12 protein-coding genes are annotated in these 13084 nt (G+C 74.6%); 9 read left to right on the top strand and 3 right to left on the bottom strand.

The window, feature by feature from the left end; genetic code table 11:
• Positions 1 to 35: 35 nt before the first annotated feature.
• From NCC78_RS16980 to NCC78_RS16955, 6 genes are all read left to right on the top strand, one after another.
• Positions 36 to 455 (top strand): roadblock/LC7 domain-containing protein, encoded by a 420-nt coding sequence (locus tag NCC78_RS16980; protein ID WP_250795565.1) that lies wholly within the window; start codon positions 36 to 38, stop codon positions 453 to 455.
• Positions 445 to 834, top strand: coding sequence for a DUF742 domain-containing protein (locus NCC78_RS16975; protein ID WP_250795564.1), 390 nt, complete (start codon positions 445 to 447; stop codon positions 832 to 834). Before NCC78_RS16980 ends, NCC78_RS16975 begins: the two co-directional genes overlap by 11 nt.
• A complete protein-coding gene (locus NCC78_RS16970) occupies positions 815 to 1417 on the top strand; it encodes a GTP-binding protein (RefSeq protein ID WP_250795563.1) in 603 nt (200 codons plus the stop codon). The genes NCC78_RS16975 and NCC78_RS16970 overlap by 20 nt, the downstream gene beginning before the upstream one ends.
• Before the next feature lie 138 nt (positions 1418 to 1555).
• Positions 1556 to 2593, top strand: coding sequence for a lactonase family protein (locus NCC78_RS16965; RefSeq protein WP_250795562.1), 1038 nt, complete (start codon positions 1556 to 1558; stop codon positions 2591 to 2593).
• 166 nt (positions 2594 to 2759) lie between these two features.
• Positions 2760 to 4520, top strand: coding sequence for a VWA domain-containing protein (locus NCC78_RS16960; RefSeq protein WP_250795561.1), 1761 nt, complete (start codon positions 2760 to 2762; stop codon positions 4518 to 4520).
• A gap of 216 nt (positions 4521 to 4736) precedes the next feature.
• Positions 4737 to 6221, top strand: coding sequence for a sugar transferase (locus NCC78_RS16955; protein ID WP_250795560.1), 1485 nt, complete (start codon positions 4737 to 4739; stop codon positions 6219 to 6221).
• 9 nt (positions 6222 to 6230) lie between these two features.
• Here NCC78_RS16955 and NCC78_RS16950 read toward each other — a convergent pair whose 3' ends face one another.
• The gene (locus NCC78_RS16950; protein WP_250795558.1) at positions 6231 to 7361 is read right to left on the bottom strand and encodes a PP2C family protein-serine/threonine phosphatase; all 1131 of its coding nucleotides are present in this window, start codon (positions 7359 to 7361) and stop codon (positions 6231 to 6233) included.
• A 97-nt stretch (positions 7362 to 7458) separates the two neighbouring features.
• Between NCC78_RS16950 and NCC78_RS16945 the strand changes: the two genes are divergently transcribed.
• A complete protein-coding gene (locus NCC78_RS16945; RefSeq protein WP_250795557.1) occupies positions 7459 to 7998 on the top strand; it encodes a MarR family winged helix-turn-helix transcriptional regulator in 540 nt (179 codons plus the stop codon).
• 79 nt (positions 7999 to 8077) lie between these two features.
• Here the strand turns inward: NCC78_RS16945 and NCC78_RS16940 are convergent, their stop codons facing one another.
• Together NCC78_RS16940 and NCC78_RS16935 are read right to left on the bottom strand one after the other, a co-directional pair.
• Entirely contained in the window at positions 8078 to 9754 is a 1677-nt protein-coding gene (locus NCC78_RS16940; RefSeq protein ID WP_250795555.1) for a PP2C family protein-serine/threonine phosphatase, read from the bottom strand.
• A gap of 130 nt (positions 9755 to 9884) precedes the next feature.
• A complete protein-coding gene (locus NCC78_RS16935; protein WP_250795554.1) occupies positions 9885 to 11123 on the bottom strand; it encodes an ROK family protein in 1239 nt (412 codons plus the stop codon).
• A 75-nt stretch (positions 11124 to 11198) separates the two neighbouring features.
• Here NCC78_RS16935 and xylA point away from each other — a divergent pair, with 75 nt between their 5' ends.
• Both xylA and NCC78_RS16925 read left to right on the top strand, forming a co-directional pair.
• Positions 11199 to 12386, top strand: a complete 1188-nt coding sequence (gene xylA / locus NCC78_RS16930; RefSeq protein ID WP_250795553.1) for a xylose isomerase — start codon at positions 11199 to 11201, stop codon at positions 12384 to 12386.
• An 11-nt stretch (positions 12387 to 12397) separates the two neighbouring features.
• Positions 12398 to 13084 (top strand): FGGY family carbohydrate kinase (locus tag NCC78_RS16925; protein ID WP_250795552.1); only part of this gene is annotated, 687 nt, incomplete at its 3' end.

Here is a 13084-nt window from a genome sequence, read left to right as displayed (position 1 = left end):
CTCGAACCCGTGACCGCGACTGAGAGGGACGCCTGATGCATTCGACGAGGCAGAGCGCCGATCTCGACTGGTTGCTCGACGAGTTGGTGGGACGGGTGCCACCCGCCCGCCAGGCTGTGGTGCTCTCGGCGGACGGGCTGCTGCTCGGCTCCTCCGCCGGTCTGGACCGGTCCGACGCCGAGCACCTGTGCGCCCTGGCCTCCGGCCTCTCCAGCCTGGCCAGGGGCGCGAGCCGGCACGTGGCGGGCGGACCGGTCCGGCAGACCGTGGTCGAGATGGAGTCGGCGTACCTCTTCGTCACTTCGGCCGGGCAGGGCGCCTGCCTGGCCGTGGTCAGCGAGGCGGACGCGGACATCGGCCTGGTGGCGTACGAGATGGCGATGCTGGTCACCCGGGTGGGGGAGAACCTGAGCGCCCCGGCCCGGTCGACGGCGGGAGCCGCCGATGCGGGCTGAGTCCCCGGGGCCGCAGCACGAGTGGCTGGACGACGACGCCGGCCCGGTCGTGCGGCCCTACACGCTCACCGGTGGCCGGGTCCGGTCCTCCGTGGAAGGCTTCGACCTGGTCGCGTACGTGCTGGCCGAGCCGCACGCCGACCCCGCGGCCCACCCGGAGCTGCACCCCGAGCACCGGCGCCTGGTGGAGCTGGCCGCCCGGCCGGTCCCGGTGGCGGAACTGGCGGCCGACCTGGACCTCGCGGTCGGCGTGGTCCGGGTGCTCCTCGGCGACCTGCTGGCCCTCGGCCTGGTCGCCGTGCACCAGCCGCCGCCTGCCGCGTACCTGCCCGACGACGACATCCTCAAGGCGGTGGTCAGTGGACTCCGTGCGCTATGACCGTTCCGGATCCGGCTCCCGGATCCCGCTCGCGCTGAAGATCCTGATTGCCGGCGGCTTCGGCGCCGGCAAGACCACGCTGGTCAGCGCGCTCAGCGAGGTCCGGCCGTTGCAGACCGAGGAGGTGCTCACCGGGGCCGGGGTCGGCACCGACGACGTCTCCGGCGTCGAGACGAAGACGACCACCACGGTGGCGATGGACTTCGGTCGGATCACGATCAACGAGGACCTGCAGGTCTACCTCTTCGGCACCCCGGGCCAGGACCGGTTCTGGTTCCTCTGGGACGAGCTGGCCTTCGGGGCGCTCGGCGCGGTGGTGCTGGCCGACACCCGGCGGCTGGCCGACTGCTTCCCGTCGATCGACTACTTCGAGCAGCGGGGCGTGCCGTTCGTGGTGGGGGTCAACTGCTTCGACGGCGCCCGCCGGTTCAGCCTGGAGACCGTACGCCAGGCCCTCGACCTCGACCCCGACGTGCCGTTGGTGCTCTGCGACGCCCGGGACCGGCAGTCCGCCAAGGAGGTCCTGATCGCCCTGGTCGAGCACGTGGCACGGCAGCGCGGCGAGCCGGTGCCGGCGGCCTGAGGCCGGCGCCCGGCGGCCCCGGCCGGGCGCCCACGCCGGCCGAGGCGCGATTCGGCGCGGAATTCGGGCCTAACGCGGCGGCATTCCGGGAAGCCTCTGGTTGGATCGGGCAGAGGAATTCAGCGGAGGGCGGACCCGGTGACACGTCAGGGCGCGATCGTCCACATCGGTGGCTACACGGCGCACAGCGGCGGACGCGGCACCGGCATCGTCGCGGCGCGGCGTGACCCCGACACCGGGGAGCTGACGCCGCTCGGTACCGTCGCCGTCACGCCGTCGCCCTCCTTCCTCGCCCGGCACCCGCGACTGCCCGTGCTGTACGCGGTCAACGAGCTGCCCGACGGGGAGATCAGCGCCTTCCAGGTCGCCCCGGACGGCGACCTGACCCCGCTCGGCACCCGCCCCACCGGCGGCGCCGAGCCCTGTCACCTCGCGGTCGCGCCGGACGGCGGCCACCTCTTCGTGGCCAACTACGGCGGCGGCAGCGTGGCGGTGTTCCCGCTCGATGCGCGGGGTGTGCCGGGCGACCGCAGCGACCTGGTGGAGCACGAGGGGCGCGGGCCCGACCCGGAGCGCCAGGAGCGGGCGCACGCCCACATGGTCAACCCGGCCCCGGGCCGGGGGCCGCTGCTCGCCGTCGACCTGGGCACCGACTCCGTCTACCGCTACGACCTGGACGCCGCCTCCGGGCGGCTGGTGCCCCGGGCGCCCCGGGTGCGCACCGCCGCCGGGACCGGTCCGCGGCACCTGGCCCGGCACCCGGACGGACGGCGCTGCTTCCTGGCGGGGGAGCTGGACGGCTCGGTCGGCGCCTACGAGCTGACCGCCGACGGCGCGCTGCACCAGCGCGGTCGGGTGGAGGCCAGCGAACGGCCCGGGCACGTCCAGCCGTCGGAGATCGCGGTCGCCCCCGACGGGCGCTTCCTCTACGTCGCCAACCGGGGGGTCGGCACGATCGCGGTTTTCGCCGTCACCGGCGAGCTGCCGGAGTTGGTCGCCGAGGTGGACACCGGCGGGGAGTGGCCGCGGCACTTCGCCCTGACCGGGGAGCACCTGTACGTCGCCGACGAGCGGGCCGACATGGTCCGGATCCTCCGGGTGGACCGGGCAACCGGCGTCCCGGCGCCGATCGGGGAGCCGGTGCCGGTGCCGAGCCCCACCTGCGTGCTGCCCTGAAGTCGGCCCGGCCCGACAACACGGCGGCGGCGCACATCGAAATCGGCAACACCGTGAGTCGGGTCGGTCACACATTGTCGCGAAATGGCGATCGACTGTATCTCCTGCGTAACTTTCGTCCGAACGGTTGTGGCAGTCACCCCCACGGGTACGCAAGATGGTCAGCGTGTCAGCAGGCCGCCATCGCATGAGTTCCAGCATCCACGCAGCCACCGCCGCAGCGGCGGTCGGCGTACTCGCCGTCACCGCAGGTGGGTGGTTCGGCTATCAGCAGCTGGCTCAACCAGACTGCTCGGGGCGGATCGAGCTATCCGTCGCGGTGGCCTCCGAGCTCGCGCCCGCCGTCGACTCCGCCGCCGCCGAGTGGGTGCGGGACGGCGCCGCCGTCGGTGGCACCTGCATCGCGGTCGCCGTCTCGGCCTCCGACCCGGCCGAGGTGGCCGCCACGGTCGCCGCCAAGCACGGCGTCACCCTGGCCGGCGTCGGCCAGGCCAGCGGCACGGCGGTCAGCCCGGACGTCTGGGTCCCCGACTCCTCGACCTGGCTGCTGCGGCTGAAGACCGGCGGCGCCACCGCGTTCGCCCCGGGCAACGGCGCGTCCATCGCGCGCAGCCCGGTGGTCGTGGCGATGCCGGAGCCGGTCGCCAGCCGGCTGGGCTGGCCCGCGCGGAAGTTCAGCTGGGCCGAGCTGCTCGGGCAGGTCAACAGCTCCAGGCCGCTGCGCACCGGCATTGTCGCGCCCACCCGGGACGCCGCCGGCCTCTCCGGGCTGCTCTCGCTCACCGCCGCGGCCAGCGCCAGCGGCGGCGCGACCGCCGAGCGGGACAAGGTCGCCGCGCTGCGGGCGCTGGCCACCGGCAGTTCGGTGCTGCGCCAGGACCTGCTGGCCAAGTTCCCGACCGCCCCGGACGCCACGACGATCGCCAGCAGCCTGGGGGCCGCCGCGCTGTCCGAAGAGGACGTCATCCAGTACAACAGCAAGAAGCCGCCGGTGCCGCTGGCGGCGCTCTACCTGGAGCCGGCGCCGGCGCCGCTGGACTACCCGTACGCGGTGCTGCCCGGCATCGAGCCGGCCAAGGCGTCGGCGGCGCGGGTGCTCTACGAGGTGCTCACCACCTCCGACTTCCGCAACCGGCTGGCGGTGCAGGCGCTGCGGGCGCCGGACGGCAACTGGGGGCAGGGTTTCAACGCGCCGCAGGGCGCGCCCAGCCCGGCGGGCGGCAGCCCGGCCGTGCCGGCGAACGGTGGCACCGCGGCGACCGGCGGGCTGGACCCGCTGTCGATGGACCGGGCGATCTCCAGCTGGTCGATCGCCACCCAGTCCGGCCGGATGCTCGCCGTCATCGACGTCTCCGGATCGATGAAGGAGAAGGTGCCGAACGCCAACAACGCCACCCGCCAGCAGGTCACCGTGGAGGCGGCCCGCCGGGGCTTGAACCTCTTCGACGACTCCTGGTCGATCGGCCTCTGGACGTTCTCCACCGAACTGGTCGGCAAGCGGGACTACCAGGAACTGGTCAACATCGGCCCGCTGTCCAGCCAGCGCAGCCGGCTGGAGCAGAGCCTGAGCACGATCCGCTCCTCGGACGGCAGCACCGGTCTCTACGACACGACGCTCGCCGCGTACAAGACGGTCCAGGAGGACTGGGTCAACGGGCAGGTCAACTCGATCGTGCTGTTCACCGACGGCAAGAACGAGGACAAGGACGGCCTCACCCAGCAGCAGCTGCTCACCGCGCTGAAGAAGATCAAGGACCCGGAGCGGCCGGTGCAGGTCGTGATCATCGGTATCGGCAACGACGTCGACAAGGCGGAGCTGAAGGCGATCACCGACGTCACCGGTGGCGGTCCCTTCGTCACCGAGGACCCGACCAAGATCGGCGACATCTTCCTCAAGGCGATCGCGCTGCGTAAGGCCTCGTCCTGAGTCGCAGCTCGAGGTGAGGGGCTCGACGTACCGCCGGAACCGGTACGTCGAGCCCTTTTCCGATCCAAGGTCCGTCGGGAAAAGTGACGGCAATACGTCCGAAGCAATCGGCCACCATAGTTGTCGGGGCAGGATGTCATCGTGCCCCGGCGGAGCCGGCCCGCATCACGGGCCGGCCGGCGAGCGGGGCCGTCGGCAAGCGAAGTGGGAGGGCCGGTGACCTCAGCGACGCTGTTGACCCCCGCCAGAACGCCGTCGAGGTCCGGTGGCCCGTCGTCCCGGCCGGCCACCCGCACCGACGAGCGGGCCTACGTCCGCGCCCTGGTGGTGCTGGACACCAGCGTCCTGACCCTCGCCGTGCTCGTCGGCTACGTCGCCCGCTTCGGCGACGACGCACCGGGCGGCTCGGAGGTCCCGTACGTCTTCGTGGCCCCCGGGCTGGTGCTCGCCTGGCTGGTCTCGCTGCGGGTGCTGCGCTGCTACGACGACCGGGTGCTCGGCTACGGCGCCGACGAGTACCGCAGGGTCAGCGCCGCCAGCCTGCGCCTCGCCGGCGGCATCGCGATCGCCGGTTACATCGCCGACGTGGGCGTCTCGCGCGGGTTCCTCGGCATCTCGTTCGCGGTGGGCACGATCGGCCTGGAGGTGGCCCGGTTCGCCGCCCGCAAGCGGCTGCACCGGGCGCGGTCGCAGGGCGTCGGCTGGTCGCGCAAGGTGCTGGTGGTCGGCGACACCGCCCACGTCCTGGAGCTGGTGCACACCCTGCGCCGGGAGCCGTACGCCGGCTACCAGGTGGTCGGCGCGTGCATCCCGGACGCCCTGCTCGCTCCGGTGGCGCAGCGGCTGGGTGACGTGCCGGTGGTCGGCTCGTTCCGGGGCATTCCCGAGGCGGCCACCGCGATCGGCGCGGACACCGTGGCGGTCACCGCCTCGGGCGAACTGACCGCGACCCGGCTGCGCCGGCTGGGCTGGCAGCTGGAGGGCACCGGTGTCGACCTGGTGCTGGCCCCGGCGCTGACCGATGTGGCCGGTCCGCGCATCCACACCCGGCCGGTCGCCGGCCTGCCGCTGATCCACGTCGAGGCCCCGGAGTTCCGCGGGGCCCGCAAGCTGGTCAAGGGTTTCGTCGACCGGGCCGCCTCGTCGCTGGCCCTGACGCTGCTGCTGCCACTGCTGGCGGTCGTCGCGCTGGCCATCCGGATCGACAGCCGCGGGCCGGTGCTGTTCCGGCAGACCCGGGTCGGGCAGGGCGGCCAGGAGTTCGGCGTCTACAAGTTCCGCACCATGGTGGCGAACGCGGACGCCCTGCTCGCGGAGCTGACCGCCCGCAACGAGACCGACGGTCTGATGTTCAAGATGCGCGACGACCCGCGGGTCACCCGGGTCGGCCGGCTGCTGCGCAAGTGGTCGCTCGACGAGCTTCCCCAGCTGGTCAATGTCCTGCTCGGCCAGATGAGCCTGGTCGGCCCCCGCCCGCCGCTGCCCTCCGAGGTGGCCCGGTACGACGGCGACGTCGCCCGACGGCTGCTGGTCAAGCCCGGCATGACCGGGCTCTGGCAGGTCAGCGGCCGGTCGGATCTGAGCTGGGAGGACGGCATCCGGCTCGACCTCTACTACGTGGAGAACTGGTCGCTGGCGGCCGACCTGACGATCCTCTGGAAGACCTTCGGCGCGGTGCTCAACAGCCGCGGGGCGTACTGAGCCGGCCGGTCACGGCTGCGGGCCGGTCCAGTCCAGGCAGACCACCACCGCGTCGTCCACGAGGTCACCGGCGACGAACGCGCGCAGGTCGCCGATCAGCGAGCGGACGGCGTCGAGCGGCTCCATCGGGCCGGTCCGGCGCAGGAACCGGTCCAGCGCCGTCTCCCCGTAGCGGACGTCCTGCCCGGTCGCTTCGATCACACCGTCGCTGACGACGAAGAGCCGGTCGCCCCGGCGCAGCTCGAAGTGCTGCTCCCGGTAGTCGGTCGCCTCGAACATGCCGAGCGGGAACTGCGCCTCCAGGGTCTGCTCGGACACTTCCCCGTCGCGGACCAGCACCAGGCGGGGCGACCCGGCGTCCACCACCGTCAGCCTGCCCGACCGCAGGTCGAGCTGCATCAGCAGCGTCGCGAGGTGCTGGTCGCCCCGGTGCAGGTCGTAGATCGCCTGGTCGGCCAGGGCCGCCTGGTCGGCCAGTCCCAGCCCGGCCCGGCGGGCGTTGCGCAGGGCGTGGGTGGCCAGCGACGTGAGCATCGAGGCGGCGACCCCCTCGCCCATCCCGTTGATGGTCGCCAGCCAGACCCGGTCACCGTCGTCGGACCAGTCGAAACTGTCGCCGCGCACCGCGTACGCCGGCTCCAGCTGGCCGGCCAGGCTGAACGAGGGTCGGATCCGGCTGCGGCCGGGCAGCATCTCCCACTGCATCTCGGCGGCGAGCGTGAGACGCCGGCTACGCCGGGCGGCGCGGTACACGTCGGTGCCGGCGGTGACGGCGGAGATCTCGTGGGCCAGTGCCGTGGCGATCTCCGCCAGGTCGTCGAGCAGGGCCGGGTCGTCCGGAACCGGCGCGAGGCACAGCACGCCGCGGCGTTCCCCGCGCATGGACACCGGCAGGTAGCCCGTGCCGTCGGTGACGATCGGGGTCTGGTGGTCGAAGCAGCGCCAGGCCGGGTGGCCCGGGCCGGTGATCGGCTCGCCCTCGGTGAGCGGCAGCAGCGTCGACAGCCGGTAGTCGACCTGGAGCAGCTCCACCCGGGTGATCCGGTAGGTCGCCGCCAACACGTCGGCGATCCGGTCGACCAGGAGATCGGCGGGCGCCTGGTTGAGGGTACGCCGTGCCCGGTTGACCGGTTCGCTCATCGTCGCTCCTTGATCACAAGCCCAAGACCAGCGGATCCGGAGTAGTCTCGGGCCCACCATGGCGGAAGTGCACGGTCCTGATGGACCAGAGACGAGTATGGCTGCCGAGCTGGACGCGGTGGCGGATGCCCTGCTGACCGTCTGGGAGGCGGCGCGGGAGCGCACCACCAGCCGGGTCTCCGGCGCCCAGTTGCGTGCCGTGATGGTGGTCGAGCAGCACGACGGGATCAACCTCCGGCGGCTCGCCACGACGCTCGACATGCTGCTCTCCTCCGCCAGCCGGCTCTGCGACCGGCTGGTGGCCGCGGGCATGCTGGAGCGCGAGCCCGGCCGGTTCGACCGGCGGGAGATCTCGCTGCACCTCACCCTGGAGGCCCGCCGGCTCCTCGCCGAGCTGCGCGACGACCGCCGGCAGCAGCTCGCCGCGATCCTCGCCGACATGGCCCCGGAGGGCCGGCAGGCGCTGCTGCGGGGCATGCGCGAGTTCGACGAGGCGGCCCGCCGCCGCGACGCCTCCGTCCAGTCCGTCGAGCCGGCCGGGCCCTGGTCGGTCGGGGGAGACCCGGTGCAGCGTCCGGTCGAGCCACCCGCCCAGGAGTGGTCGGCGGGCGGAGCGCCGGTGGCCCGGACGGCCTGACCCGGCGGCACGTCGGGCGAGGTCGGCCCCCCCAACCCTCCGCCGCCCGCCCCTCGCGGCCACCCGCGTGGTTCCCCGGTCACGCCCGGGCCGCCGCGCACACCGCCAGCATGGCGATGTCGTCGTGGCCCTGACCGTGCAGCCACTCGTCGATGAGTTGGAGCAACCGGTCGACCAGCGCGGCCGGGGGTAGCCCGGCCGCCGAGGCGAGTGCCCGGTGCAACCGCCGCTCCCCGAACTTCTCGACGTCCCGGGGGCCGCCGCGCGCCTCGGTCACCCCGTCGGTGTACGCGAGCAGCAGCTCGCCCGGGGCGAGCCGGACGTCGGTCTGGGCGAACCGGGCGGCGGCCAGGGCACCCACGGGCATCCCGCCGACCGCGACCGGGTTGACCGTGCCGTCGACGCGCAGCACCAGCGGCGACGGGTGCCCACCGCCGGCGATCCGCAGCGTCACCCCGCCGTCCGGACCGCTGGCCAGCGTGCCCAGCAGCAGGGTCGTGAACTGGCTGCGCCGGGCCGCGTCCGGGGCGTCGAAGAGCGCGCGGTTGAGCAGCCGGATCAGCTCCAGCGGTCGCTGCTCGACCAGCCGCAGGGTCTGCAGGGACTGGCGGACGCGGCCGGTGAGGACGGCCGCCCCGACCCCCTTGCCGCAGACGTCGCCGATGGCGAAGAGCGCGCCGCCGTCGGTGGGGAACACGTCGTAGAAGTCGCCGCCGATGCGCAGGCGGTCGCCGGCGGCGCGGTAGCCGCCGGCCACCGTGACGCCCGGCACGGCCGGCAGGTCGGGCGGGAGCAGGCTCTGCTGGAGCACCCGGGCCAGGTGGGCCTGCTCGCCGTAGAGGTCGGCGGTGGCGAGGGCGGCCCCGGCCCGGGCGGCGAACTCGCGGGCCAGTTCGACGTCGCGCTGGTCGAAGTCGGCGCGTCCGGCGCGGCGGACCAGCACCAGGGCGCCGGCGGGGCGGCCGGCGCTGAGCATCGGGCTGACCAGCACCGTGCCGGGCCGGCCGAAGGCGGGCGGGAGGACGGGGGCCAGGTCGGCCGGTTCCGCGTCCGGCCAGGGGCCGGGATCCGTGGGGTTGCCGTCGAGCGCCGCGGCGAGACCGGGCACCGAGGCGGTGAGCGTCCACTGCGCCGCCCCGGCCACCGGTGCGGGGTCGCCCTCGGCGTACCGGAGCCAGTGCGGCCGGTCCTGGACCGGCGGAGGTGGGAGGTGGACGACCAGGGCCAGGTCGGCGAGGTAGGGGACCGGGAGCGTCGCCGCGGTCCGCAGCGTCTGGTCGCGGTGCAGCGAGAGCCCGAGGTGGCTGCCGGCCTGGGCGAGGAACGCCGTCCGGGAACGCTCGGCGAGCAGGGCGTCGGCGCGGGTGTGCTCCTCGGTGACGTCCCGCACGTACCAGGCGTACCGGCCGCCGGCCAGGTCGCGGCGCACCCCCCGCAGTCGGCGGCCACGGTGTTCGACCTCCAGGGCGCCAGCTCCGCACGCCGCCGCGCGGGCGAGCGCCGGCACGGCGCAGGCCGCCAGCTCCGTGCCGGGGACGATTTCGGGCAGCAGCTCCGTCGCCATCGCGTTGACCAGGGTCACCAGCCCGGCCCGGTCGGTCGTGACGATCGCCTCGGCGAGCCCGTCCAGCAGCTCCCGGGCGAGCCGGGAGTCGGCCGGCAGCGCGGTGTCGGGGGAGTGTCGGGGGTGTGGGCGGGAGGCCTGCCCGCCGACGCTGACCGGCCCGGCGGCACCGCCCTGTCGGGTGGTGGTCACCGCCGGTCGCCGGGTGCCCCGGTCCGTCGGCCTGTGCGCATGCTGGTCGTGCACTCCTCGGGTGGGGATCGTTGCCTGCCGGCAAGCGTACCGAGCAGGTTCCGCCGACGCCCGTCGGAGGAAGGTCCGTTCAGCCGCGGTGGGTGAGCCAGCCGGCGGGTCGCGCGAGGATCCGGCGTACCACCGAACCGGCCGCGCCGACGGCGGCGGCCTCGGCGCCCAGCACCGCCGGGCGGACGGTGACCGGCGACCAGGCCGCGGTGAGCACCCGGTGGGAGATCTCGGTGAGCACCGGCGGGCGCAGCCAGGCGGCCAGCGGGGCGTATCCGCCGCCGAGCACCACGGTGTCCAGGTCCAGCAGGTTGACCACGCCGGCGACCGCCACGCCGAGGGCGCTCCCGGCATGGTGCAGGGCCCGCAGCACGGCGGGCTCGCCACCCTCGGCGAGCTCGGCCAGCCGGGTCGTCGCGGTGTCCGCCGGGAGGTCCGCGCCGGCCAGACCGGCCGCCGCGAGGATCGCCTCCTGCCCGGTGTACGTCTCCAGGCAGCCCCGGCCACCGCAGCGGCACGCGGGCCCGTCGGGGTGTAGGGGGATGTGACCGATCTCGCCGCTCCAGCCGCGGGCCCCCCGGAACAGGGACCCGTCCAGCACGATCCCGGCGCCGATGCCCACCTCGCCGGAGATGTGCAGGAAGCTGGCCGCACCGTCCGGTCCGGCGTGCAGTTCGCCCAGCGCGGCGAGGTTGGCCTCGTTCTCGACCACCAGCGGCGGCACCCCGTCGACGCTCGCGGTCAGCGGTGGGTGCCCGGCGAGCAGGGCGGGGACGGGCACGTCCCGCCAGCCGAGGTTCGGCGCGAGGCGGACCAGGCCGGCGTCGTCCACCAGGCCGGGCACCGCGAGGGCCGCGCCGGCCAGGGTGAGGCCCTCGCGGGCGGCCTCGGCGCGGGCGCGGGTGGCCAGTTCGACGAGCCGGCGCAGGGCCTCGGCGGGGGTGAGCGGCCGCAGGTCGGCGCGGTGCACGGTGTGATGCCGGACCCGGCCGGCGAGGTCGACCACACAGGCGGCCAGGTAGTCGACGTTGACCTCCAGGCCGAGCCCGGCCGGGCCGTCGGCGGCCAGCACCAGGCCCCGCGCGGGTCGTCCCGCGCCGGTCCGCGGCGTCGGCTCCGCCTCGGTCACCAGCCGCCCGGCGACCAGGTCCTCCACCACCGCCGAGACGGTGGCCCGGGTCAGGCCGGTCTCGGCGGCCAGCCCGGCCCGGGACGGCGGGTGGTCGGCGGCGGCGATCCGGCCGAGCACCACGGCGAGGTTCCACTCGCGCAGGCTGCCCTGCCGCACCGCCCCGGCCGGGGCGTCGGGTCGGCTCACCCCTTGACACTGCCACACGTCGGTCAAATAATTCAACCACTGAACAAATAGCGGACGACACCCCGGAGGTCTGCCATGGCACCCCGTCCCACCCCCGCCGACAAGTTCTCCTTCGGCCTCTGGACGGTCGGCTGGCAGGCCCGCGACCCGTTCGGCGACGCCACCCGCCCCGAGCTGGACCCGGTCGAGGCCGTCCACCGGCTCGCCGGGCTCGGCGCGTACGGGATCACGTTCCACGACGACGACCTGGTCCCCTTCGGCGTCGACGCCGCCACCCGCGACCAGCACATCGCCCGGTTCCGCAAGGCGCTCGACGAGACCGGCCTGGTCGTCCCGATGGTCACCACCAACCTCTTCACCCACCCCGTCTTCAAGGACGGCGGCTTCACCAGCAACGACCGCGACGTCCGCCGCTACGCGCTGCGCAAGGTGCTGCGCAACGTCGACCTCGCCGCCGAGCTGGGCGCCCGCACCTTCGTGATGTGGGGCGGCCGGGAGGGCGCCGAGTACGACCTGGCCAAGGACGTGCGGGCCGCGCTGGACCGCTACCGCGAGGCGGTCGACCTGCTCTGCCAGTACGTGCTCGACCGCGGCTACGACCTGCGCTTCGCCATCGAGCCCAAGCCGAACGAGCCGCGCGGCGACATCCTGCTGCCCACCGTCGGGCACGCCCTGGCGTTCATCTCCACCCTGGCCCACCCCGAGCTGGTCGGGCTCAACCCGGAGGTGGGGCACGAGCAGATGGCCGGGCTGAACTTCGCTCACGGCATCGCCCAGGCGCTCTGGCAGGGCAAGCTGTTCCACATTGACCTCAACGGCCAGCGCGGCGTCAAGTACGACCAGGACCTCGTCTTCGGCCACGGCGACCTGCTCAACGCGTTCGCCCTGGTGGACCTGCTGGAGCACGGCGGCCCCGCCGGCGGTCCCGCGTACGACGGCCCCCGGCACTTCGACTACAAGCCCTCGCGCACCGAGGACATGGCCGGGGTCTGGGCGTCGGCGGAGGCGAACATGCGCACGTACCTGCTGCTCAGGGAGCGGGCCGCGGCCTTCCGCGCGGACCCGGAGGTGGCCGAGGCGCTGGCCGCCAGCAAGGTGGCCGACCTGGGCACCCCGACGCTGAACCCGGGGGAGGGCCACGCCGAGCTGCTCGCCGACCGTGCCGCGTTCGAGGAGTTCGACGTCGACGCGGCGGCGGCGAAGGGCTTCGGCTTCGTCCGGCTCAACCAGCTCGCCGTCGAGCACCTGCTCGGCGCGCGCTGAGGCGGGCCGCCATGCCGCTCGTCGCGGGCGTCGACTCGTCCACCCAGTCCTGCAAGGTCGTCGTCCGGGACGCGGAGACCGGCGCGCTGGTCCGGCAGGGCCGGGCGCCGCACCCCGACGGCACCGAGGTCGACCCGCAGGCCTGGTGGGACGCCCTGCGGGCGGCCGTCGACGCCGCCGGCGGTCTGGCCGACGTCGCGGCCGTCTCCGTCGCCGGTCAGCAGCACGGCATGGTCTGTCTGGACGAGGCGGGCCGGGTCGTCCGGCCCGCCCTGCTGTGGAACGACACCCGGTCCGCCGGGGCCGCCGCCGGGCTGGTCGAGGAGGCCGGCGGCGGTGCGGCGGGCCGGCGGTCCTGGGCGGACGCGGTGGGCAGCGTGCCGGTGGCCAGCTTCACCGTCACCAAGCTGCGCTGGCTGGCCCGGCACGAGCCGGAGCACGCGGCGGCGACGGCGGCGGTCTGCCTGCCGCACGACTGGCTGACCTGGCGGCTGGCCGGCGCGCCCGGCCTGGACGCGCTGCGCACCGACCGGGGCGACGCCAGCGGCACCGGCTACTGGTCGCCACGGACCGGCGAATACCGCTTCGACCTGCTGGAACAGGCGTTCGGCCGACGGCCGCAAGTGCCCACCGTGCTGGGCCCGGCCGAGCCCGCCGGCATCCTGCGCCCGGGCGTGCCCGGCGAGGCGGGGTCCGGC

The organism is Micromonospora phytophila (genome assembly GCF_023656545.1).
GTDB classification, from domain to species: domain Bacteria; phylum Actinomycetota; class Actinomycetes; order Mycobacteriales; family Micromonosporaceae; genus Micromonospora; species Micromonospora phytophila.
This window is presented reverse-complemented; position numbering and strand designations above follow the sequence as displayed.